The following is a 21363-nucleotide window of genomic DNA, read 5'->3' as shown; positions in this document are numbered from 1 at the left end:
GAGCGCGTCATGTCTCGTAACCTGCCTACCCGTACTGCTTCCCGCGGCTGTCCCCTCCTATGGGCACTGGCCGTGGCACCGGTCGCTGCACTTGCCACCATGAGCGCCTTCGCTCACCCAGGCCATCTGGGAGAAACCCATGGAACCAGCTTCATGGCGGGGCTGATGCATCCATTGAGCGGACTCGACCACCTGCTGGCAATGTTCGCCATCGGCCTGTGGAGCGTACGTCAGTCACTGACGTTGCGCCGCTTCATGCCGTTGCTGATCGCGCTGGGGATGGTCGCCGGCGCCGGATTGGCGTGGGCCGGCGTGCCATTGGCGGGCGTCGAGTTCGGAATTGCCTCCAGCGTGCTTATTGCCGGCCTCCTGGTCGCCATGTTGGTGCGGCTGCCGGCGTCGGTCGGTGGGGCGCTGGTGATCGCCTTCATTTTGTTGCATGGTCATGCCCATGGTAGCGAACTGGCCCCGGGCGCTTCGGCGTTGTTCTACGCGCTGGGCTTCTTGGTTGCCAGCGTCACGATCAGCGTTGCGGGGCGCCTGGTGGGTACTTGGCTGGTGCGCCACGACAACCGCTGGCTGCGCGGCCTGGGCGTCGCTATCGCGGGTGCGGGCGGGGCGTTGCTGCTGGGCTGAAGCGACACCTGGAGTGTGTTCCAGAACCGAGCCCTGCCCACGGCTTCCGGTACACGGGCGTGTTTTGAAACGCCCTCTTGCTCCTTGAGCGACTCGGGTCCGAGTCGCTCAAGGGCTTACGTCGCGAAAGCGAGCGTTGACGAAGCAGTAGATGGCATACGCGATCAGGCCCAGTGAGACGGCGCCCAGCAGCCAGGGACCGAATGGCTGACGGGCCAGCACGTTGAGAGCGCCGCCCAATCCCTGAGCCTCGCTCGGGTCGGTACTTACCGCGGCGACACACAGAAAGCCGCCGATGATCATGAAGACTACCCCGCGCGCACTGAGACCCCAGCGGGTCGCTGCTTCGGCGAGCCGGCGCTGGGTGGCGCTCATCTCGATCATGTGCCAGTTATCGAGGTAGCTACGTTTGATGGCCCGCCACATTTGCCGCAGACCGACACCGGCAAAAACGACTCCGACCGCAAACACCAGATAGACCCCGCCGGGGTGACTCATCAATTCTGCCGTGCGATCGCTCGGAGAGGAGTCGCCGGCAGCGACATTACGCAACAGATTGTAGCTGTACAGTGCCAGGCTGACGTAAATGCCACCGCTGATCAGAAAGCCCAGCCGCGCGGCCAGGGCGCGCACGCCGTAACCCAGGTCCTCGGTGTCGATCAGCGCCTGCAGCAGACGCCACACGGCGTAGGCGAGCAGTCCCAGCCCCAGCAACGTCAGCATGAGACCGCCGTAAGGCTGGCTGGCCAGATGGGTGATCGCCTCCTTGGTGCCGACATTGTTGCCGCCCAATCCGGTGGCGGCGAGAGAAGCCAGCACACCGACGATCAAGAAGACCACGCCCTTGGCGACATAGCCGCAGCGCGCGATGACGCGGACGAGGCGCCTTATCAGGGGTGAGCGTGACTTGAGGTCGCGGGCCGCATTGAACAGGCTGGCCAGCACTGTCAGGAACGACCTGAACCCTCGGCCGATGGGGTGTGGACTCATGCGTCGTTCGCGAGCTGGACGGATTCCGCTGCCATGCGCTTGTGAATGGCCAGGGGCTGCAACAGTGCGAGAACGTCGAGATAGTCGACCAAGCTGTCGTCGACCAGCACGAAGAAGTGCGCCTTGGGATCGGTGTCGACCTGGATCAGATAGCGCACGCCTTCCAGCGCATGGCGAAAAGCGTCGCTCAACTCGGCGTCTTCCTCCGGCGCATAGACGGTATAGACATTCTCGACGGTTTCGTAAGCCGTATAGCCCGCTTCGTCGAGAAAGCCCTCCAGCGTTTCCGAGGCGGCGGTACGTTCTCCATGGAGCAGTTCGGACAACGTATTGCTCTGCTTGACCAGTCGGCCATCGGTATGCCGATAAACGCCGCATCCTGGCACATCGTCTCTGAACATGAATCACCTCGCTGAATAACTGGCCTTTCCTGGCAGTGTACGTGGCCCCCAACCTGCCTACAAACAGCGATTTAGCGGAAAGAGGCTTGTCTGTCGCCAATGGCAGACAGTGTAGGGCGCTGATTAGACTAAAGTTAATGACATGTTCATGGTGAGCGTCCGATATTAGCAACGGTTAATGGAATAGCTGGCTGTCGGCTTGCCAGTGAGGGCCCGTTTTCAGGTGTTTTATTTTTTTAAGCAATTGAATTTTAAAGTTTTATATTTTTATCGGCATGGTTTTGGCAATGGTATGGGTGGGTGGATAGCGTTGTACGAGGTGCGGTACGCGTTCGACAACGTAGCAAGCCTCGAGCCTCGCTGCTCACTCAAATGCGATGTGTGACTTAGGTTGCGATGAGACGGCACCGCCTTCGGGCAAGGAAGGGTGTCTCGGGAAAGGATTCCCCGGCAAGGATGCCACCTATCCCGCATGCTGCGTCATCGACATGGCATGCAGACGGGGTGGACGTATCGAGCGGCAACTGACGAGGTGCGTCCACCCCGGGCCTTCGGGCCAGCGACACTCCCGCTTAGGGTGTCTCGCGTTTGCATCTACGATAGTTCCTGCGTACTTGACCGCCCACCGAGGGCGGTCTTTTTTTGTGCCTGGCCTGGGCCGAGCCGCCGATGAAGGCGGCTCGGCACGGCTCATTCGATCAGGTCCCACAGGCCGATGGTCAGCGAGGGAAACACGCACAGCAGCAGCACGATCACCATGGTTGCGGCGATGAACGGCACCACCGCGCGGAATACCGCAGAGGGCGATACCTTGGCGATCTGCGACGAGATGAACACCAGAAGCCCCACGGGAGGCGATACGCCACCCAACTGCAGGGTGATGATCATGACGATCCCCAGTTGAACCGGGTCGACGCCGGCGCTGGTCATCATCGGCAAAAAGAGCGGGGCGATGATCAGCATCGCCGGGGTCAGGTCCAGGAACATGCCGGCGGCGGCGAGTACCAGCAGCAGGATGACGAACAACCCGAACTGGCTGTCGGCCGCCGTGCCTGCCCAGCTGACGATCTCCTGGGGCACCTGTTCGGCGATCAGGATCCAGGCGAATGGCACCGAGGCGGCGATCAGGAAGCCGACCAGGGCAGCGTCCGTGGCGCATTCGACGAAGGCGCGGTAGAACTGCTTCCAGTCGTAGGCCTTGAACACCAGCTTGCCGAGCATGAAGGTCCAGAGCAGCGCCACGACACCCGCCTCGGTGGCGGTAATCACGCCGAAACGGATGCCGCCGAGCACCCCCACGGTGATGACCAGTACCGGCAGTGCCCGCACGAAGGAATGCCCGATCGCGGACAGCGGCGCGCGCTCCGTGGCGGTCTGGTAGTGGCGACGCACGGAGATCCAGTAGGCCACCAGCATCAGCGCTCCGGCCGCCATGATCGCCGGCACGATACCGGCCATGAACAGGCGGGCGATGGAGACGTTGGCGACCGAGGCATAGACCAGCATGGCGATGGCCGGCGGCACCACGTTGGGCAGGATCGCCGACGAAGCGGTCACCGCGCAGGAAAACGCCGGCGAGTAGCCGCGGCTGACCATCTCGGGCACCAGGATCTTGGTGCTGCTGGCGGCGTCGGCGCTGGATGAGCCGGAGATACCGCCGACCATCAGGCTGTTGAGTATGTTGACGTGAGCCAGACCGCCGCGCAGGTGGCCGACCAGGCTGGTTGCGAAGTCGATCAGACGAGTCGACAGTCCGCCGAGGTTGAGCAGATAGCCGGTCGAGAGAAAGAAGGGGATCGCCAGCAGGATGAACTTGGTCGAGCCGGTGACCATGTTCTGGACGACCGCCGGCGCGGGGAGGATGAACGACGCCGAACTGGCCAGAAACACCCCGAACATCAATGCAAAAGACACCGGGACGCCGACCCCGAGTGCCATGAAGAAAGCGGCCAGCATGATCAGGCTCGGCGAACTTCCCTGGAGTGGCCCCAGCAGGCCGTGATCGAGCCCCAGGTAGATCAGCGCGGCGGCGACCATCGCCAGCAGGTTGCGCACCAGGACGCGATTATCCTCGATATCCCGGGCGAGCAGGAAGATCAGTGCGACGACCCCGGAAATCGGGATGACGGCGTACTTTATCGCCTTCGGCCACTGCAGGCTGGCGCTGGTGCCGCCGACCATGTCGGCGAGTTGATAGCCACCGAACAGCATCATGATCAGCGTCAGCGAGAGCACCAGGCTCTGGGCGAAGCCCAGCATGGCGTCGAGCCAGGCGGGCAGGCTATCGGGCAGGAAATCGGCCGCGACGTGGCGCTTCTGACGAATGCCCAGTGCCGCGCCCAGGAAGATCAGCCAGGTAAAGCACCAGATCGCGAACTCTTCGGTCCACGAAAAGGAGTCGTTGAAGACATAGCGCGAGATGACGCCGGCAAGCACGGCCGCGGTCATCGCCAGCAGGATGACGAAGACCAGCAAGCGGACGAGGTTTTCCAGCCCGGCGGCGGTGCGCCCTATGCCCAGTGCGGGAGTTGCGAGGGAAAGACGGTAGGCAGACATCCGATACGCTCCAGAAGGGCGGCGCCAGTAGGACGCAACGGCACCGACCCCGCCGTTGCGACGGGGCCGGGAGACTCGTTATTCCGCGTTTTCGATCAGCGAAACCAGGGCTTCGCCATTCGGGATCTTCTTGGTGAACTCGTCGCGGACGGGCTTCATGGCTTCCTTCCAGGGTCCCTTGTCCTCGATTTCGATGATCGTCGCGCCATCGGCGACGGTCTCGTCGAGCGCGGCCTGGTCATCCTTTCTGCGCATCGCCGGCAGTTCCGCCTGCACTTCCTGAGCGGCCTGGGTGATTGCCTGCTGGTAATCCTCAGGCAGACGCTGCCACCAGCTCTGTGAAACCACCCAGGTACCCATGGCGAATATGTGGTCGGTCTTCACGTAGTAGGGCGCCACTTCATAGAAGCGGTTGGTCAGGTAATTGGTGGCCGTGTTGTCGAAGAAATCGATGACTCCGGTCTGCATCGCGTTATAGATTTCCGGCGCAGGAATCGGCGTGGGGTTGGCGCCGGCAGCACGCCAGGCCTCGACGTGCAGCGGGCTCTGGATGACGCGCATCTTCTTGCCCTGGATGTCGTCGATCGAATGGATCGGGAAGCTGCTCATCAGCTGACGAATGCCGTTGACGGAGAAGCCCAGCAGATGGAAGCCCTGCTTCTCGAAATTGGGCGAGAGTTCCTTGGTCAACGGTTCGCTGAGCGCCGTCGCCTGCTCTTCGTCATCGATCAGATAAGGCAGGTCGAGTACCTGGACTTCCGGAACCCACGAGGTGAGAACCGAACTGGTGATGATGCCCATCTGTACCGAGCCGAGGCGAATGCCTTCGGCAGATTCGGTTTCTCCGCCCAGAACGCTGTTGGCGAACAGCTGAATATCGACATTGTCATCGGTGCGCTCGCGGACAAGATCGGCAAACTGCTGGGCCGCAACGTACTTGGTATTGTTCTCGGGCACATCGAGCGAGAGCTTGGCATTGTATTCCGCCGCCATCGCCGAAGCGCTGCCGATGGCGAGCGCCAGTGCGGTGAGCAAGGAGGGGGTGTGAGAGAAAACGCGCTTTGTCTGCATGATCCTGATCCTTGGCTATTGTGTCTTGACGTTCGATCGTCCGGCCATGCCGGTATTGTTGTTACTCATTGCGTTTTTAAATGACCGTTCAAAGAACGGCCAACATGCCACCGTCGACGTAAATGATCTGCCCATTCACATAGCTCGACGCCGGCGATGCCAGGTAAATCACGGTCCCGATCAGATCCTCGGGCGTGCCCCAACGTTTGGAGGGAGTGCGGCCGGTAATCCAGGCATTGAATTGCGGGTCGTCCACCAGCGGCTGGGTCATTTCCGTGATCATGTAGCCCGGACCGATGGCGTTGGACTGGATGTCATGTTCGGCCCACTCCGCTGCCATCGATTGGGTCAGCAGGCGCACGCCACCCTTGGCAGCCGTGTAGGCGGCCACCGTCGGGCGTGCCACTGAACTCATCAAGGACCCGATATTGATGATCTTTCCACCCTGGCCGCGTTCGATCATCTGGCGCGCCACGTTGCGACCCAGCAGGAACGCACTGGTCAGGTTGGTATTGATCACCGTATCCCATTGAGCGCGTTCGAGTTCGACCAGGGGGCGGCGGAGTTGCATGCCGGCGTTATTGACCAGTATGTCGATATTGACGCCATCGGATTTCAGTGTGTCGAGCGCCTGCTCGATGGCTGCTTCGTCGGTGATATCGAACGACGTGGTCAAAACGTCACAGCCTTCCTCGGAGAGGTTCTGGCGTGCTGACTCGAGCTTTTCGCGATTGCGGCCATGAATGATGACCCGGGCCCCCGCCTGAGCCAGGCCGCGAGCCATTGCGAGCCCCAGCCCGCCGGATGAACCAGTGATCAGTGCCGTACAGCCTGTCAAGTCGAACAGAGTCATCTGTCTTTTCTCCCGCATCATCGATTCATTAACAGTTTGTGGATTAACGATTCATAGGGTCGTTGCGACGGTTATCCAGGCTATGAAAGTGTATGTCTGACGAGAGCAGACAGTGCCTTTACCGTGTAATGACGAGCTCCTTTTCGTGGCCTCGCTTTAATAACAGCCCGTTAATAACGCCTGTTAGCAAGGTCGCTGATGATCCACTCAAGCGCTATTGACGTGCTAATCGTATGCACCATGGTTAGAAATATATTGGTGAATATCTTGATATACCATGATACTTATGGCTAATGAGCTTCTATTAGAAATTAGGATTTATTGAACAATGAGCAATAAAACAGCAGCTTACGGTATGTCCCAGGGTGAGCAGGCGTACGAGAGAATCGAGTCACTGATCGCCCATATGGAGCTCAAACCCGGTGAGTCGATGACCATGGCCGATCTTCAGGAGCGAGTGGCATTGGGCCGCACACCGGTTCTCGAGGCGATACGCAAGCTATCGGATGACACGTTGCTGGAAGTCCGTGCCGGACGTGGGGTGCGGGTTACGCCGATCGACCTGCATCGCGAACGGCGCCTGTTGAGAATCCGCCGCGATATCGAATGCTTCGTTGTCGAACTGGCGATAGACAACGCCAGCGGCCTGGTGCGAAACCAGCTGCACCACTTGGCTCGCATGCTGCGGGAGCTGAAGGCGAGTACCGATATTCGCCCGTTCAATGAGCTCGACAAGCGCATGGATCAGTTACTGCTGGAGGCGGCCGACGAGCCGTTTCTGGAGCGGACGTTACGACCGCTCCACACGACCTTCCGGCGCCTGGGCTATCTTTACCAGAGCCATTTCGGCAACGAGCGGACCGTGCATGACAATGTGCAGATGCACGTGGACATGCTCGACGCGATCATCGAGCACGATACCGCTACAGCGCTAAGGTCGACCCACCTGTTGATGGACTTCATGGAAGAGATGTTCGCACCGCTCGAGCGAGACCTCGAACCGTCCTACCTCGATGTCGGCATCAAGCCCCTGGAAGAGGGCGCGTGTTTCTCATCGTAGTTCACGGGCAGCTCTGCGCCTGATCGGCCGATGGCCGGCCGCGAAGGGATTGGCTTGCAATGAGGGGAGCCAAGCGTCTATATTGATAGCACGCTAACAAATGGAGGGCCAAAAAGACATGAATATACTCAGCAAGCTGCTGTCTCCGGTCGCCGCCGTCGTCATTTCGGCGCTGTTGCCGTTGACCGCGCTGGCAGAGAGCGACGAAAGTCAGAATCGTCATGGCTACGGGTCGCATAGCGATCTCAACGTAACGTATCAAGACGAGACGATTCCGCCGCACCCCAACGGCAACGATCGCTAAGTTCGCCATGGCTTCGCCAGGCTCAATCCAGCCATGGCCATGTTGAGCCCATACGCCGGCAGGCGGTCAAATACCCGGTTTCCGCGGCAGGTGGCAGGTTTCTGCGAGGGCGGCGTGAACCCTCTCTGGAGCTACTTATGCTGTACGATCGCCATGGGTGCCTAGGATGGCGGAAAGCCGGAATCTCTATCTCCGGCCCTGGCGAAAGACTCCCGCGCCGTCCCGCCCTTCGCCCCTCTGTGCAAGGGGCTTCGTAAAGCTGTCTATTCGGCATTTATGGCGGCGTCTGGCACGTGGCCCGGGCGCAGCCCGCGAAGACTACCGTGAAGGCGGGTTGCCACCCGGCGGCGGCCCCTTGCGGTTCTGATACTTGCTCCACAGCTGTTTCGCCGTGCGCTTGGCCTTCTCGCGATTTTCAGGCTTTCTGAGCCAATTGGCGGCGGCTGCACCGAGTATGCGTTTCATGGCTACCTCCTTGTCTTTATGCGATGCCCATCCCTAACCATATGGTGGCTTTGCAGAGCTGAGTCAAGCGCTATTCGGCTACCAGGGCCTGCCAACCGGGCAGGATTCAGCAATCGGCGGTCAAGTCGGTCAGGGCCGGGCAATCCATGCAAGGCGTCGCCGCACCGCATTCGTGGCGATGCTGTTTAAGCAATTGCTTGATTTACAAGGCTTTCAGTGGTGCGGATGAGAGGACTTGAACCTCCACGCCCAAAGGGCACTAGAACCTAAATCTAGCGTGTCTACCAATTCCACCACATCCGCAGGATAGGCAGGAAACGCCCGTATTGTACGGACGGCGTTGACCAAGTCAATCGCCGAGGAGCGGCTCACCTCGAGCGACCAGTCGTGGCGCATGGCGACGGAGGCGGTTAAGGTTGAGGCAGACTCGCGGATGATACGAGTGAACCTGGTTGATATGTTGAAGTTGGCGGGCATGGTGGGCCGTGTGGGCAAGAAGTCAACCATGGCCATTGATTGCGTTGACAGAAGGCTGCGTCGCGCCTTGCCCGGGCGCTGTGCCTTCTGCCTGGGGCGCTGCCTGCCGGACGCGCCCTGGTGTCGGGCCTGCCTGATCGCCTTGCCGTGGAATCGGCACGCTTGCGTGCAGTGTGCCGAGCCCTTGCCGGAATCGGCCCCGCGCTACTGCGGGCACTGCCTGCGACGCCCGCCGGCGTTCACCGTGGCGCGCATCGGCCTGCGCTACGAGGACGAGATCGCGGCGCTTGTGCAGCGATTCAAGTTCGGCCACGACCCGCGCGCGGGCCATCTGCTGGCAAGTCTGATGAGTGAGACCTTGGCGGGACTCGAGAGCGAGCAATGGCCCGACATGCTGGTGGCCTTGCCGCGCCATCCCCAACGCGCCCGCGAACAGGGCTTCGACCCTGGCCCCTGGTTGGCCGAGCGCCTCGCCGCCCGGCTGCGACTGCCCTGGCATCAGCCGCAACGGCTACGGGAGACGCCCTCGCAACGTGGACTGGATCGCTTGGCGCGGCGGCGCAACCTCAAGGGGGCATTCGTGGTCGATGGCGCACTGCCTGAACGCGTCGCACTGGTCGACGACGTGATGACCACCGGTGCCTCGCTCGATGCGCTGGCCACGGCCTGCCGTGCCGCCGGGGCCGGCTACGTCGAGGCCTGGGCGGTGGCACGCACGCCACTTGGCCATTGAGCGGCTGTGCTGCCGTTGGCCGGGCGCGATCTGCTAGCATGCGGGCATCGCCTACCGAGGAGGCCCGCATGGCCGCCAACCCGCACCCGTTCGAGAATCTGCCACCACAACGCATCGTCGCCGCCATCGAGTCGCTGGGGTTCTGGCTGCCTGGCGAGCCATTCGCGCTCAACAGCTACGAGAACCGGGTCTTTCTGATCCATGACGACGAGCGTCGCCGCTGGGTCGCCAAGTTCTATCGCCCCGACCGCTGGAGCGATGCCCAGATCCGCGAGGAGCATGCCTTTCTCGCCGAACTGGCGGCCGCCGACGTGCCGGTGGCGGCGCCCTGGCGCGATGTCGACGGCGAGAGCCTGCATGACCATGGGGGCTTTCGCTTCGCACTGTTCCCGCATGTCGTCGGCCAGGCGCCGGAGCTCGAGAATCCCGCCCACCTGTTCGCACTCGGTGAGCTGATCGGCCGGATGCATGCTGTGTCGGGGGCGACGCCATTCGCCACGCGCCCCACGCTCGATCCCATCGGCTGGGCGGCGAGCAGCCGCGAGCAGGTGCTCGTCGGCGAGTGGCTCAGCCAGCGCCAGCGCCGCGCGTACGCGCGAATCAGCGAGGCCCTGGAAAGCATCTTGAAAGAACGCGCCTGGCTCTCGCAGGCGGCGATTCGCGTGCACGGCGATTGCCATCTGGGCAATATCCTCGGTCGTGACGAGCAGTTCGCGCTGGTCGACTTCGACGACTGCTGCATGGCTCCGGCGGTGCAGGACCTGTGGATGATGCTCACCGCCCAGAACGATCAGGAGTGGCAGATGCAACTCTCCGAACTGCTCGAGGGCTACGAGCAGTATTGCGATTTCGATCGCCGCGAGCTGGCCTGGATCGAGCCGCTGCGCACCCTGCGGCTGATGCGTCACAGCGCCTGGCTGGTTGCGCGCTGGCGCGATCCGGCCTTTCCGCGCGCCTTTCCCTGGGTCGCCAGCGAGGATTACTGGGATCAGCACATTCGTACCCTCGAACAGCAGCGCGTCGCGCTGGAACAGCCCCGCTGGCTGGCCTGAGCGGCGGTTGGTGTCAGCCCCTCGAAACGCTTAGCATGAATGGCTCGTCAGTAACGGAGGATGGCCTTGGACGGTGAGATCAGTGGCTTCGACGATGCCGCCCAGCAAGGCGTCATCGATGCCCGGGATGGCAGCCGATATGCGTTCGGCCTCGCTGACTGGCGTGGGCGCGGATTGCCCGCACCGGGCGTGGCGGTGCGCTTCGAAATCCGCGAAGGGCGGGCGTTGCAGGTCATGAATCGTCCCGAGGCGCAGCGCCGGGCCCGGGTTCAGAACGTCCCCGGCGCGGCGGATTATCCCGCGGTACCGCTCGCCGCGCTGAGTGTCGCCATTCTCACCGCCATCGCCGGCTTGTGGCTCGGCCTGCTGGCGATGTTGCTGGCGATCGGCGCGGCGGGCCTGGCAATCGTTGCCCTGAGGCGGCTACGGCGCGATGCGCGCGACCTGCATGCACGCTGGCTCGGCTGGCTGGCGCTTGGGATCGCGGTACTCGCTGCTACGCTATGCTTGTTGGTGAAGCCGCCCATAACGTCGCCATTGTTACCGGACATGCCAAGCCAGTCGCAGGTCCTTGTCGCACCCGGAGTCACGCAGGCCGGGTAACACGCAGGGCATCCGCCGGAGCGGGGCCCTCATGGAAGGAGAACATCATGGAATCGCTGCAGGACTATTCGCTGTATCGGCCCTTCGCCTACATCGATGGCAGCTGGGTCGCCGCCGACAGCGGTGAGCAGATCGAAGTCGACAACCCGGCCACCGGCGAGATCATCGGCAGCGTGCCGCGCCTGGGTCGCGCCGAAACCGAGCGGGCGATCGACGCCGCGCATGCCGCGCTGCCGGCGTGGCGCTCCCATACCGCCCAGGAGCGCGGCGACATCCTGATGAAGTGGTACGAGCTGATGCTCGAGAACCAGGACGAGCTGGCGCGGATCATGACCCTCGAGCAGGGCAAGCCGCTCAAGGAGGCCGCCGGCGAGATCGTCTACGCGGCAAGCTTCCTGCGCTGGTTCGCCGAAGAGGGGCGGCGTATCAACGGCGAGACCGTACCCGGCGCCAAGAGTAACCAGCGGATCATGGTCATCAAGCAGCCGGTGGGGGTCGTCGGTGCGATCACGCCGTGGAATTTTCCGGCGGCGATGATCACCCGCAAGGTCGGCGCGGCGCTGGCGGCGGGCTGCCCGATCGTCGTCAAGCCGGCCAGCCAGACGCCGTTCTCGGCCACCGCGATGGCGCTGCTCGCCGAGCGTGCCGGGGTGCCGCGCGGGGTCTTCAACGTGGTGCCGGGGAGCGCCAGCGAGATCGCCGGGGCGCTGACCGACTCGCCGCTGGTGCGCAAGATCACCTTTACCGGCTCGACCGAGGTCGGGCAGCGGCTGATGGCGCAGGCCGCGCAGCACGTCCAGAAGATTTCGCTGGAACTGGGCGGCAACGCGCCATTCCTGGTCTTCGAGGACGCCGACCTGGACGCCGCGGTGGAGGGGGCCATGGCCTCGAAGTTCCGCAATGCCGGCCAGACCTGCGTCTGCGTCAACCGTTTCCTGGTCCAGTCGAGCGTGGTCAACGCCTTCTGCGAGAAGCTCGCCGCCGCCATGAACAGCGAGCTGACCGTCGGCGACGGCACCGAGGAGGGTGTCAACATCGGCCCGCTGATCGACAGCGACGGCGTCGAAAAGGTCAGTCGGCACATCCGCGACGCGGTCGACAAGGGGGCCGAGTTGATGCTGGGCGGCAACCCGCACCCGCTGGGCGGCAATTTCTTCACCCCCACGCTGGTCAACCAGGCCACCCGTGAAATGCTGGTCGCCCGGGAGGAAACCTTCGGCCCGCTGGCCGCGGTCTTTCCGTTCGACGACGAGGAGGATGCCGTGGAAATGGCCAACGACACCCCGTTCGGCCTCGCCGCGTACTTCTATTCCCGCGACCTGGGCCAGGTCTGGCGGGTCTCGGAAGCGCTGGAGTACGGCATCGTCGGCATCAACACCGGGCTGATCTCCAATGCCGCAGCGCCATTCGGCGGGGTCAAGGAATCGGGACTGGGTCGCGAGGGCGGTCACCAGGGCCTCGAGGAGTTCCTCGAAACCAAGTACCTGTGTCTCGATCTGGGGTGAACGTCGTCAGCAGCGTTGACGGCTCCGGGCAATACTTCCTTGCCATGCGGCACGGGAGTGGTAAGTTGAACCATACCCCGTCTTTTGACCGAGAGGCTGTGCCATGGATTCGAGCATCAACAATACCGTCGGCGTCGCCGTTGCGCTGCAGCAGTACAACGCCGACCAGAGCGCCCAGATGTCGCTGCTGCGGCAATCGCTCGACACCCAGGCGGCGCAGCTCGCCCAGTTGATGGAGTCGGTCGGCGACGAGCCGAAACTGGCCAGCGTAGGCAGTGTCGGTACTCAGCTCAATACCTACGCCTGAGTCGCGCTACAGGCTGCGACGGCGCGATAAACCTGCCGTCGCCAGCTGCAAGAACGCAAGCGCTGCCCCTTCTCTGCAAGGGGCGGCGTTTTGTCGTGCCTCATCGCCAGGCCACGCGCCTCAGTGGCGGAAGTGGCGCATGCCGGTGAAGACCATGGCTATGCCGGCCTCGTTGGCGGCGTCGATCACCTCCTGGTCGCGCATCGAGCCGCCGGGCTGGATCACCGCGGTGATGCCGGCAGCGGCGGCGGCGTCGATGCCATCGCGGAACGGGAAGAAGGCATCCGAGGCCATCACCGAACCGGGCACCTCGAGGCCTTCGTCGGCGGCCTTGATGCCGGCGATCTTCGCCGAGTAGACGCGGCTCATCTGGCCGGCGCCGACGCCGATGGTGCGGCCTCCCTTGGCGTAGACGATGGCGTTGGACTTGACGTACTTGGCGACCTTCCAGGCGAACGCCAGGTCGCGAAGTTCCTGCTCGCTGGGCGCACGCTCGGTGACCACCTCGAGCTCGTCGCGGCCGACCATGCCCAGGTCGCGATCCTGGACCAGCAGACCGCCGGTGACACGCTTGAAGTCGTGGGCATGGGCGCGTTCGCCGGGCCAGTCGGCGCCGACGTCGAGCAGGCGCACGTTCTTCTTTTCGGCGACGATGGCCGCGGCCTCGTCGGCGACACCGGGAGCAATGATCACCTCGACGAACTGGCGATCGATGATCGCCCGCGCGGTGACGGCGTCCAGCGCCCGGTTGAAGGCGATGATACCGCCGAAGGCACTGGTGGGGTCGGTGGCGAAGGCCTTGTCGTAGGCATCAAGGAGCGATCCGCCGGTGGCCACGCCGCAGGGATTGGCATGCTTGACGATCACGCAGGCGGCTTCGGTGAAGGCCTTGACGCACTCGAAGGCGGCATCGGTGTCGGCGACGTTGTTGTAGGACAGCGCCTTGCCCTGACGCTGCACGGCGGTGGCGACGCTGGCCTCGCTGGCGTCGGCCTCGACGTAGAACGCCGCCGCCTGGTGCGGGTTCTCGCCGTAGCGCATCGACTGCTTCTTGTGGAACTGCAGGTTGTAGGTGCGCGGAAAGCCTTCCTCGCCCCCGGCGACGCGGCCGCCGAGGTAATCGGCGATCGCCGCGTCGTAGCCGGCGGTGTGCTCGAAGGCCTTCACGGCGAGATCGAAGCGCAGCTCACTGCCGACCGCGCCATCATTGGCCGCCATGGCGTCGAGGACCCGACGGTAATCCTCGGCATCGACGACGATGCTGGTATGGGCGTGATTCTTGGCGCAGGCGCGGACCATGGTCGGGCCGCCGATATCGATGTTCTCGATCGCCTCGTCCAGCGTGCAATCGGCACGCGCAACGGTCCGGGCGAACGGATAGAGGTTGACCACCACCATGTCGATGGGTGCTATGTCGTGCTCGGCCATCACCGCATCGTCCTGGCCCCGGCGGCCGAGAATGCCGCCGTGGATCTTGGGATGCAGCGTCTTGACCCGGCCGTCCATGATCTCCGGAAAGCCGGTATGTTCGGAGACCTCACCGACGTTGATGCCGCTGTCGCGTAGCAGGCGGTAGGTGCCGCCGGTGGAAAGCAGCGCGACGCCGCGATCGGCGAGTTCGCGGGCGAAGTCGACGATGCCGGTCTTGTCCGAGACGCTGATCAGTGCGCGCCGGACCGGCAGGGAGCGAGTTTGGGGGGGCTGTTCGGCCATGAAAGTCACTCTTCGGTATCGGCCCTTGCCGGCGGCGAGGGGCCTGGGCTAAAAACGCGACGGGGGAGCCGGTCTGGCTCCCCCGTGAAAACAGCTGATGTTCAGATCAGATCGTATTGCTTGAGTTTCTTGCGCAAGGTGCCGCGATTGAGTCCCAGCATGTCGGCTGCGCGGGTCTGATTGCCGCCGGCGTAATCGAGCACGGCGTTGAGCAGCGGCGCCTCGACCTCGGCCATGACCATGGCGTAGAGATCGGTCACGGATTCACCCTCGAGGTGGTTGAAGTAGCGTCGCATGGCATCGTCGACCGCTTCGCGCAGGGTCTGGCCGCGGGGGGTGGGGGTAGCGGAAAGCACTGCTTCCTCGCCCACGAGCTGTTCGGGAGTGATGGCTTGCCTGCTGTTCATGCTGCACTGATCCCTTCGGTTGCCAGTGCCGTGGCCTGGCGAAACAGTTCATCCACGAAACGACGTTGCCCCTGTGCATCGTCCAGGGCATTGAAACGTTGTCGCAGCGGTTTGGCGTCCTCGCGGGTGGCGAGATACCAGCCGATATGCTTGCGCGCGATCCTCACGCCCATGTGCTCTCCATAGAAGCCATGCAGCGCGTCGAGATGGTTGCGCATGACCGTCCGCCGCTCGCCGGGAGAGGCGGTCGGCAGGATTTCACCGGTGCGCAGGAAATGATCGATCTCGCGGAATATCCAGGGGTTGCCCTGGGCTCCGCGACCCACCATGACCGCATCCGCACCAGTATAGTCGAGAACCTCGGCGGCTTTGGCGGGGCCATCGACATCGCCGTTGGCGAATACCGGGATGCCCACCGAGGCCTTGATCTCGGCGATGGTGTCGTACTCGGCGAACCCGCCATAGCGCTGCTCGCGGGTTCGCCCGTGGACGGCCAGCGCGCGGATACCCGCGGCTTCGGCGAGGCGCGCCACGCGTACGCCATTGCGGCTGGCCTCGCACCAGCCGGTGCGAATCTTGAGCGTCACCGGAACCTCGACGGCGCCGACCACCGCCTCGAGGATGGCCGCGACCAGCTTTTCATCGCGCAGCAACGCCGAGCCGGCGGCCTTGTTGCAGACCTTCTTGGCCGGACAGCCCATGTTGATGTCGATGATCTGGGCGCCGTGCTCGGCATTCAGGCGTGCCGCTTCGGCGAGCATCTCCGGATCGCCGCCGGCGATCTGCACGCTACGGGGGTCGGGTTCACCCTGGTGGTCGAGGCGCATGCGCGACTTGCGGGTATGCCACAGGCGCGGGTCCGACGTGACCATCTCCGATACCACCAGCCCGGCGCCCAATTGGCGGCAGAGCTGGCGGAACGGCCGGTCGGTAACGCCGGCCATGGGCGCCAGGATCACCCGGTTGGGCAATCGATAGGGGCCTATGGCGGGTGGCTCGACGCAAGCGGTAGCGGGCATCGTGATCGGGACTCGGCTCAAGGGGGCCGCCTATGATACCCACCTGCCGGGCCAGATTGAAGGCTGTGTTGCCAACGTGACGCCTACCGGCGTGCGTCAAGCGTGGAGCGGGCGCTCGCCGACCAGGCACACCCAGCCGTCGCGCTCGCGCGGCTCGTGCATGGTCAGCCCCCGGTCGCGATAGGCATCGAGCACCTCGTCGGCCTGGTGAGCGAGGATGCCCGACAGCACCAGCCGACCGCCGGCTTCGACGTGACCGGCGATCGTCGGAGCCAGCTCGACCAGGGGGCCGGCCAGGATGTTGGCGAGCACGATCCCGTAACCTCCGCCGGGCAGCTCCTCGGGCAGATGCAGCGTGAAATCCGCCTCGTCGATGGCGTTGCGTTCGGCATTGTCGCGGCTGGCGGTGAGTGCCTGGGGGTCGATGTCGGTACCGGCCGCCTCGCGCGCGCCCAGCTTGAGCGCGGCGATCGCCAGGATTCCCGAACCGCAACCGTAGTCGAGCACCCGGCAGCCCGCGAGGGCCCCGGCGACGCTCTGCTCGTCGAGCCAGCCCAGGCACAGCGCGGTGGTCGGATGAGTGCCGGTGCCGAAGGCCAGGCCCGGATCGAGGCGCAGGTTGACCGCGTCGGCGTCGGGGGCGTCGTGCCAGCTGGGCACGATCCATAGCCGTTCGCCCATTGGCAGCGGCGCGAAGCCGTCCATCCACTCGCGTTCCCAGTCGCGGTCGGCGAGCAGTTCGTATTCGATGGTCGGGCAGGGCTCGTCGCCCATCGCCAGCGACCAGCCGTGGTGGACGCGCTCGAGCATCGCGTCGATGCCTTCGAGATCGTCGTACAGCCCGGTCAGCACGGTCTCCTGCCACAGCGGCGTGCTGCCCCGCTCGGGTTCGAAGACCGGGTCGTCGTGGGCGTCCTGCAGGGTGATCGCCGAGGCGCCTTCGTCCAGCAGCAGCTCCTCGAGAAGCTCGGCCTGGTCGGGGGCGATGCGGGCCTTGAGTTGCAGCCAGGGCATGCTGACGGCTCCTGTTCGTGGGGCTGGTCGGTGGTCTGCAGACGCACGCGGCGCGACCCTGGGCCGCGCCGCGTCCTCGAGGCGTCTGTCGGTGCCGGTCAGCCCCGGCAGACGCCTGGCGAGCGCTCAGCCGCCGAGTTTCTTTTCCAGGTAATGGATGTTGACGCCGCCCTGCTGGAAGGCGCTGTCGCGGACCAGGTCCTTCTGCAGGTCGATATTGGTCTTGATGCCCTCGACCAGCAACTCGTCGAGGGCGTTGCGCATGCGCGTCAGGGCGTTGGTACGGTCGGCGCCCCAGGTGATCAGCTTGCCGATCAGCGAATCGTAGTGCGGAGGCACGCTGTAGCCGGTGTAGAGGTGCGAGTCCATGCGTACGCCGAGCCCGCCTGGCGCATGGTAGAGCGTGACCTTGCCGGGCGAGGGCATGAAGGTGCGGGCATCCTCGGCGTTGATGCGACACTCGAAGGCGTGACCCTTGACCTCGACGTCTTCCTGACGGATCGACAGCGGCTGGCCGGAGGCGATCAGCAGTTGCTGCTTGACGATGTCCACCCCGGTGACCATCTCGGTGACCGGGTGCTCGACCTGCACGCGGGTGTTCATCTCGATGAAGAAGAACTGGCCTTTCTCGTAGAGGAACTCGAAGGTGCCGGCGCCGCGATAGCCGATCTCGATACAGGCATCGGTGCAGGCCTTGAGTACCTGGGCGCGGGCCTCGGGGTCGATCTGCGGCGCCGGGGCCTCCTCGAGTACCTTCTGATGACGGCGCTGCAGCGAGCAGTCGCGATCATAGAGGTGAATGGCGTTGCCCTGGCCGTCGGCGAGCACCTGAACCTCGACGTGGCGCGGTTCCTCGAGGAACTTCTCCATGTACACCGTGCCGTCGCCGAAGGCGCTGCTGGCTTCGCTCTGGGTCACGCTGACCGCCGACAGCAGGTTGCTCTCGGTATGCACCACGCGCATGCCGCGACCGCCGCCGCCGGCGGCGGCCTTGATGATCACCGGGTAGCCGATCCGCCGCGCGGTCGCCAGCACGGCATCGTCGTCGTCGGGCAGGGCGCCGTCGGAACCGGGGACGGTGGGCACGCCGGCCTTCTTCATCGACTCGATGGCGCTGACCTTGTCGCCCATCAGGCGAATGGTCTCGGCGCGCGGGCCGATGAAGGTAAAGCCCGAGCGCTCGACCTGCTCGGCGAAGTTGGCGTTTTCCGAGAGAAAGCCGTAGCCGGGGTGGATGGCGCTGGCGTCGGTGACCTCGGCGGCACTGATCAGCGCCGGGATATTCAGATAGGAGTGCGCCGAGGAAGCCGGGCCGATGCACACCGCTTCGTCGGCCAGGCGCACATGCATGAGTTCGCGATCGGCCTTGGAGTGAACCGCCACGGTGCGGATGCCCAGTTCCTTGCAGGCGCGCAGGATGCGTAGAGCGATCTCGCCGCGATTGGCGATGAGTACCTTGTCCAACATGATGGGGTCCGCCAAGTTGTCGAATGGATCAGGAGATGAGCAGCATCGGCTGGTCGAATTCGACCGGTTCGCCGTCCTCGACCAGGATCGCCTCGATGACGCCATCCTTGTCGGCTTCGATCTGGTTCATCATCTTCATCGCTTCGACGATGCAGATCGTCTCGCCCTGCTTGACGCTCTGGCCGACTTCGACGAATGCCTTGGCGCCCGGCGCCGGCGAACGATAGAAGGTACCGACCATCGGCGACGTCACCGCATGCCCGGCCGGTTGTGCCGGCGCCGGGGCTTCCGCGGGCGCACTCGGCGCCGCTTCGCCGCCGGCGGCCGAATGGGCCGGCTGGCTGGGTGCCGGCCCCCAGTGGGGCTGGTACATCGCCGGCTGGGCGGGGGCGCCGTTGGGATGACGGCTGATGCGAACCGATTCCTCGCCTTCCTGAATCTCGATCTCGCTGATATTGGATTCTTCCAGTAGCTCGATCAGTTTCTTGACCTTGCGGATATCCATGTCGGTGTCTCTTTTCGGTGAGTGAGGCTAGCGGTGCCGGCCTCGCCTGGGCCGGCGCCGAGTCCGCCGATCATGCCACCGCCGCGTCGATAAATAGGCGTACTGACGGAAGGGCTCGCGGGCATGAACAGTGGCAGATGCCGTTCGCCGAAGCGATAGCGAACGGCGCTGTTAACTTGCTCGTGATTCGTTCAGATCACGTCATTTGATGGCAAGATCACGCTTGAGAACAGTGTTTATGCCTATGTCGGCGAAGTTTGCCGAAAATCCCCGGTATTGTCCAGCCAGCCGTGAACAGCGTTTTCTTGCCTCGTCGGGCCGGCTAGCCGCTTTCGTCGAAGCGGGATTCGCGTCCCGCCGGGAGCGCGTCGAGATGGGCCGCAAGCGACGTGGCGTCGACCTCGCCCTGGATGCGGGCCGCCTCGATTTCGCGACCACTGGCGTCGAAGAACAGCAGGCCCGGCGGACCGAACAGCCCGAAGCGGTCGAGTAGCCGGCGGCTCTGTGCATCGCCGGCGGTGACGTCGGCGCGGATCCGACGATAGCCGGCGAGCCGCGAGGCCACCGCCGGGTCGGGGAAGACCTCGCGCTCCAGGATCTGGCAGCTCACGCACCAGTCCGCGCTGACATCGACGAATGTCGGCTGACCGCGTTGCGCGGCGCGCGCGAGTTGCGCGTCGAGTTCCGCCAGGCTGGCGACACGAGTGAATGGCGCTGGCGAGCGGTGCGACACGGCGCCGCTCGAGGTCAGCGGACGCAGCGGGTCGCTGCCGCCCTGGGCGGCGCCCAGAACCAGGGCCAGGCCCCAGGCCAGCAGCATCAGCGCTGCGGTCTGACGCAGGCGCGGCCAGCCCGGCGGTGTGCCCCGCTCGAAGGCGCCCAGTGCCAGTGCGCTGCCCAGCGTCAACGCCGCCCACAGCAGCAGCGTCGGCGGGCCGGGCAGCAAGCGTTCGACCAACCAGACAGCCACCCCCAGCAGCAGCACGCCGAAGGCGTTCTTGACGGCCTGTAGCCAGCGTCCGCCGCGCGGCAGCAGTTGGCTGCCGAAGGTGCCGACGAGTAGCAGCGGCACGCCCATGCCCAGTGCCAGGAACAGCAGTGCCGACCCGCCGAACAGCGCATCGCCGCTGACCGAGATGAATACCAGCGCACCGGCAAGCGGCGCCGAGACGCATGGCGAGACCACCGCCACCGACAGTGCTCCGGCCAGCGCCAGGCCCGCCGGCCCGCTGCGCTGCAGGCGCTGCTGGAACGCGTCGACGGGGCCGCTCAGGCTTGCCGGCATGCGCAGCGTGAGGCGCTCGAACAGCACCAGCGCGAACAGCACGAAGAGCAGCGCGAAGGGGATCAGCACCCAGGGCGACTGCAGCCGCGCCTGGAGGTTGAGTCCGGCGCCGAACAGGCCCATCAGCACGCCGAGGGCGGCATAGGTCGTCGCCATGCCGCCGACATAGCTCGCCGACAGGGCCAGCCCGCGAACCTTGCCGGGTCGCCGGCCGACCACGATCGCGGCGAGGATCGGTAGCATCGGCAGCACGCAGGGGGTGAAGGTCAGACCCAGCCCGGCGAGGAAGAACAGCCCCAGCACCATGGGCAGCGAAGCGCTGGCGAGTAGCTCACGGAAGCGGCCATCCTCGCTGGAGGCGGGCGGCGTCTGGCGCGGCCCGGCGCCGGGCGCTGCGGCGGTGCCCGTCGCATCGGTGACCGCTTGATGCACGGCATCGGCAAGGGCCGCCGGTGGCGAGCCGGGCAGGGCGCTCAACGACCATTGCTCCGGCGGGTAGCAAAGGCCCGCATCGGCACAGCCCTGAAAGCTCACGCGCACGGGCAGCGCCCCGTCCGGCTCGCCATGAATCGATGCACGCATGACGACCGGATCGTAGAAGACCCGCGTCTCGCCCAGGTACTCGTCGGTCTTGGACCTGCCGGGCGGCAGTTGCAGCTCGCCGAGGGTGATTTCAGGCGCGTCGCTGGCCACGGCGAAGCGCTGCCGGTACAGGTAATGCCCCGGGGCGCTGCTGAAGCCCACGTACAGTGTGTCGCCGTCGCGCCAGGCACTGGCCTGGAAGGCGCGCTCGACGGGCAGGAAGCCCTCCCGGTCCAGGGCGTCGTCGAAATAGCCGGCCTGTGCGGAGAGGGTGATGGTCCATAGGGCAAAAAGCGTCAGTAGCGGGAGCAGCAGGCGAGGCATGTAAAGTAATGTCCTTGGGCTCGGGGCCAGCATG

General features: G+C 64.6%; 21 protein-coding genes and 1 tRNA gene. 8 read left to right on the top strand and 14 right to left on the bottom strand.

The annotated features are described in order from the left end of the window. The first annotated feature begins 9 nt into the window (after nt 1–9). Nucleotides 10–636: a HupE/UreJ family protein gene (locus HR9077_RS01205; RefSeq protein ID WP_136064290.1), complete on the top strand. Its 627-nt coding sequence runs from the start codon at nt 10–12 to the stop codon at nt 634–636. Nucleotides 637–744: 108 nt separating this feature from the next. On the opposite strand, the gene HR9077_RS01200 is transcribed toward HR9077_RS01205, so the two are convergent. From HR9077_RS01200 to HR9077_RS01180, 5 genes are all read right to left on the bottom strand, one after another. Continuing rightward, on the bottom strand, nt 745–1626 hold the full coding sequence (locus tag HR9077_RS01200) for a DUF1206 domain-containing protein (protein ID WP_136064288.1): 882 nt from the start codon (nt 1624–1626) through the stop codon (nt 745–747). After that, entirely contained in the window at nt 1623–2027 is a 405-nt protein-coding gene (locus HR9077_RS01195; protein WP_136064286.1) for a hypothetical protein, read from the bottom strand. Before HR9077_RS01195 ends, HR9077_RS01200 begins: the two co-directional genes overlap by 4 nt. A gap of 690 nt (nt 2028–2717) precedes the next feature. Further along, nucleotides 2718–4583 carry a TRAP transporter large permease gene (locus HR9077_RS01190; RefSeq protein WP_136064284.1) on the bottom strand — a complete coding sequence of 622 codons (1866 nt, stop codon included), beginning with the start codon at nt 4581–4583 and terminating at the stop codon, nt 2718–2720. Nucleotides 4584–4661: 78 nt separating this feature from the next. Continuing rightward, the gene (locus HR9077_RS01185) at nt 4662–5654 is read right to left on the bottom strand and encodes a TRAP transporter substrate-binding protein (protein ID WP_136064281.1); all 993 of its coding nucleotides are present in this window, start codon (nt 5652–5654) and stop codon (nt 4662–4664) included. An 88-nt stretch (nt 5655–5742) separates the two neighbouring features. After that, the gene (locus tag HR9077_RS01180) at nt 5743–6507 is read right to left on the bottom strand and encodes an SDR family oxidoreductase (RefSeq protein WP_136064279.1); all 765 of its coding nucleotides are present in this window, start codon (nt 6505–6507) and stop codon (nt 5743–5745) included. Between the two features lie 355 nt (nt 6508–6862). Here HR9077_RS01180 and HR9077_RS01175 point away from each other — a divergent pair, with 355 nt between their 5' ends. Further along, nucleotides 6863–7567 carry a GntR family transcriptional regulator gene (locus HR9077_RS01175; RefSeq protein WP_168380866.1) on the top strand — a complete coding sequence of 235 codons (705 nt, stop codon included), beginning with the start codon at nt 6863–6865 and terminating at the stop codon, nt 7565–7567. A gap of 118 nt (nt 7568–7685) precedes the next feature. Next, nucleotides 7686–7871, top strand: a complete 186-nt coding sequence (locus HR9077_RS01170; protein ID WP_136064275.1) for a hypothetical protein — start codon at nt 7686–7688, stop codon at nt 7869–7871. A gap of 318 nt (nt 7872–8189) precedes the next feature. Here the strand turns inward: HR9077_RS01170 and HR9077_RS21820 are convergent, their stop codons facing one another. Both HR9077_RS21820 and HR9077_RS01165 read right to left on the bottom strand, forming a co-directional pair. Further along, nucleotides 8190–8336: a hypothetical protein gene (locus HR9077_RS21820; protein WP_168380865.1), complete on the bottom strand. Its 147-nt coding sequence runs from the start codon at nt 8334–8336 to the stop codon at nt 8190–8192. A gap of 217 nt (nt 8337–8553) precedes the next feature. Continuing rightward, nucleotides 8554–8639, bottom strand: a tRNA-Leu gene (locus tag HR9077_RS01165). A 202-nt stretch (nt 8640–8841) separates the two neighbouring features. On the opposite strand from HR9077_RS01165, the gene HR9077_RS01160 reads away from it, so the two are divergent. The 5 genes from HR9077_RS01160 (at nt 8842) to HR9077_RS01140 (ending at nt 13013) form a co-directional block, all read left to right on the top strand. Next, nucleotides 8842–9546 carry a ComF family protein gene (locus HR9077_RS01160; RefSeq protein WP_244612979.1) on the top strand — a complete coding sequence of 235 codons (705 nt, stop codon included), beginning with the start codon at nt 8842–8844 and terminating at the stop codon, nt 9544–9546. 68 nt (nt 9547–9614) lie between these two features. After that, nucleotides 9615–10598 (top strand): serine/threonine protein kinase, encoded by a 984-nt coding sequence (locus tag HR9077_RS01155; protein ID WP_136064273.1) that lies wholly within the window; start codon nt 9615–9617, stop codon nt 10596–10598. Between the two features lie 66 nt (nt 10599–10664). After that, on the top strand, nt 10665–11201 hold the full coding sequence (locus HR9077_RS01150) for a hypothetical protein (protein ID WP_136064271.1): 537 nt from the start codon (nt 10665–10667) through the stop codon (nt 11199–11201). A gap of 47 nt (nt 11202–11248) precedes the next feature. Next, complete coding sequence (locus HR9077_RS01145) at nt 11249–12706, top strand: NAD-dependent succinate-semialdehyde dehydrogenase (protein ID WP_136064269.1); 1458 nt, start codon at nt 11249–11251, stop codon at nt 12704–12706. A gap of 103 nt (nt 12707–12809) precedes the next feature. After that, complete coding sequence (locus HR9077_RS01140; protein WP_136064267.1) at nt 12810–13013, top strand: putative motility protein; 204 nt, start codon at nt 12810–12812, stop codon at nt 13011–13013. A 120-nt stretch (nt 13014–13133) separates the two neighbouring features. Here the strand turns inward: HR9077_RS01140 and purH are convergent, their stop codons facing one another. The 7 genes from purH to dsbD all read right to left on the bottom strand — a co-directional run bounded on the left by purH (nt 13134) and on the right by dsbD (nt 21329). Continuing rightward, nucleotides 13134–14726: a bifunctional phosphoribosylaminoimidazolecarboxamide formyltransferase/IMP cyclohydrolase gene (gene purH / locus HR9077_RS01135; RefSeq protein ID WP_136064266.1), complete on the bottom strand. Its 1593-nt coding sequence runs from the start codon at nt 14724–14726 to the stop codon at nt 13134–13136. A gap of 101 nt (nt 14727–14827) precedes the next feature. Continuing rightward, nucleotides 14828–15133: a DNA-binding transcriptional regulator Fis gene (gene fis, locus HR9077_RS01130; protein ID WP_136064264.1), complete on the bottom strand. Its 306-nt coding sequence runs from the start codon at nt 15131–15133 to the stop codon at nt 14828–14830. Continuing rightward, on the bottom strand, nt 15130–16152 hold the full coding sequence (dusB, locus tag HR9077_RS01125; protein ID WP_136064262.1) for a tRNA dihydrouridine synthase DusB: 1023 nt from the start codon (nt 16150–16152) through the stop codon (nt 15130–15132). The genes fis and dusB overlap by 4 nt, the downstream gene beginning before the upstream one ends. 96 nt (nt 16153–16248) lie before the next feature. Beyond that, nucleotides 16249–17166: a 50S ribosomal protein L11 methyltransferase gene (gene prmA / locus HR9077_RS01120; RefSeq protein WP_136064260.1), complete on the bottom strand. Its 918-nt coding sequence runs from the start codon at nt 17164–17166 to the stop codon at nt 16249–16251. 126 nt (nt 17167–17292) lie between these two features. Beyond that, nucleotides 17293–18633 (bottom strand): acetyl-CoA carboxylase biotin carboxylase subunit, encoded by a 1341-nt coding sequence (gene accC, locus HR9077_RS01115; protein WP_136064258.1) that lies wholly within the window; start codon nt 18631–18633, stop codon nt 17293–17295. A 28-nt stretch (nt 18634–18661) separates the two neighbouring features. Next, complete coding sequence (accB, locus tag HR9077_RS01110; protein WP_136064256.1) at nt 18662–19138, bottom strand: acetyl-CoA carboxylase biotin carboxyl carrier protein; 477 nt, start codon at nt 19136–19138, stop codon at nt 18662–18664. A 322-nt stretch (nt 19139–19460) separates the two neighbouring features. Beyond that, the gene (dsbD, locus tag HR9077_RS01105) at nt 19461–21329 is read right to left on the bottom strand and encodes a protein-disulfide reductase DsbD (RefSeq protein ID WP_136064254.1); all 1869 of its coding nucleotides are present in this window, start codon (nt 21327–21329) and stop codon (nt 19461–19463) included. Between the last annotated feature and the right edge of the window lie 34 nt (nt 21330–21363).

Origin of the sequence: Modicisalibacter radicis, from assembly GCF_900961225.1 — a bacterium.
In the GTDB taxonomy this organism is placed as follows: domain Bacteria; phylum Pseudomonadota; class Gammaproteobacteria; order Pseudomonadales; family Halomonadaceae; genus Modicisalibacter.
The sequence above is the reverse complement of the archived record's forward strand: the minus strand, read 5'-3'. Positions and strand labels throughout refer to the sequence as shown.

Excerpts from the sequence above, each read along its gene's own strand:
- HR9077_RS21820 (WP_168380865.1), bottom strand. The coding sequence starts at position 8,336 with ATGAAACGCATACTCGGTGCAGCCGCCGCCAATTGGCTCAGAAAGCCT.
- accB (WP_136064256.1), bottom strand. The coding sequence starts at position 19,138 with ATGGATATCCGCAAGGTCAAGAAACTGATCGAGCTACTGGAAGAATCC.
- HR9077_RS01175 (WP_168380866.1), top strand. The coding sequence starts at position 6,863 with ATGTCCCAGGGTGAGCAGGCGTACGAGAGAATCGAGTCACTGATCGCC.
- HR9077_RS01160 (WP_244612979.1), top strand. The coding sequence starts at position 8,842 with ATGGCCATTGATTGCGTTGACAGAAGGCTGCGTCGCGCCTTGCCCGGG.
- HR9077_RS01200 (WP_136064288.1), bottom strand. The coding sequence starts at position 1,626 with ATGAGTCCACACCCCATCGGCCGAGGGTTCAGGTCGTTCCTGACAGTG.
- HR9077_RS01185 (WP_136064281.1), bottom strand. The coding sequence starts at position 5,654 with ATGCAGACAAAGCGCGTTTTCTCTCACACCCCCTCCTTGCTCACCGCA.
- HR9077_RS01155 (WP_136064273.1), top strand. The coding sequence starts at position 9,615 with ATGGCCGCCAACCCGCACCCGTTCGAGAATCTGCCACCACAACGCATC.
- HR9077_RS01180 (WP_136064279.1), bottom strand. The coding sequence starts at position 6,507 with ATGACTCTGTTCGACTTGACAGGCTGTACGGCACTGATCACTGGTTCA.
- purH (WP_136064266.1), bottom strand. The coding sequence starts at position 14,726 with ATGGCCGAACAGCCCCCCCAAACTCGCTCCCTGCCGGTCCGGCGCGCA.
- HR9077_RS01195 (WP_136064286.1), bottom strand. The coding sequence starts at position 2,027 with ATGTTCAGAGACGATGTGCCAGGATGCGGCGTTTATCGGCATACCGAT.
- HR9077_RS01205 (WP_136064290.1), top strand. The coding sequence starts at position 10 with ATGTCTCGTAACCTGCCTACCCGTACTGCTTCCCGCGGCTGTCCCCTC.
- HR9077_RS01145 (WP_136064269.1), top strand. The coding sequence starts at position 11,249 with ATGGAATCGCTGCAGGACTATTCGCTGTATCGGCCCTTCGCCTACATC.
- HR9077_RS01140 (WP_136064267.1), top strand. The coding sequence starts at position 12,810 with ATGGATTCGAGCATCAACAATACCGTCGGCGTCGCCGTTGCGCTGCAG.
- dsbD (WP_136064254.1), bottom strand. The coding sequence starts at position 21,329 with ATGCCTCGCCTGCTGCTCCCGCTACTGACGCTTTTTGCCCTATGGACC.
- HR9077_RS01190 (WP_136064284.1), bottom strand. The coding sequence starts at position 4,583 with ATGTCTGCCTACCGTCTTTCCCTCGCAACTCCCGCACTGGGCATAGGG.
- fis (WP_136064264.1), bottom strand. The coding sequence starts at position 15,133 with ATGAACAGCAGGCAAGCCATCACTCCCGAACAGCTCGTGGGCGAGGAA.
- HR9077_RS01170 (WP_136064275.1), top strand. The coding sequence starts at position 7,686 with ATGAATATACTCAGCAAGCTGCTGTCTCCGGTCGCCGCCGTCGTCATT.
- accC (WP_136064258.1), bottom strand. The coding sequence starts at position 18,633 with ATGTTGGACAAGGTACTCATCGCCAATCGCGGCGAGATCGCTCTACGC.
- dusB (WP_136064262.1), bottom strand. The coding sequence starts at position 16,152 with ATGCCCGCTACCGCTTGCGTCGAGCCACCCGCCATAGGCCCCTATCGA.
- prmA (WP_136064260.1), bottom strand. The coding sequence starts at position 17,166 with ATGCCCTGGCTGCAACTCAAGGCCCGCATCGCCCCCGACCAGGCCGAG.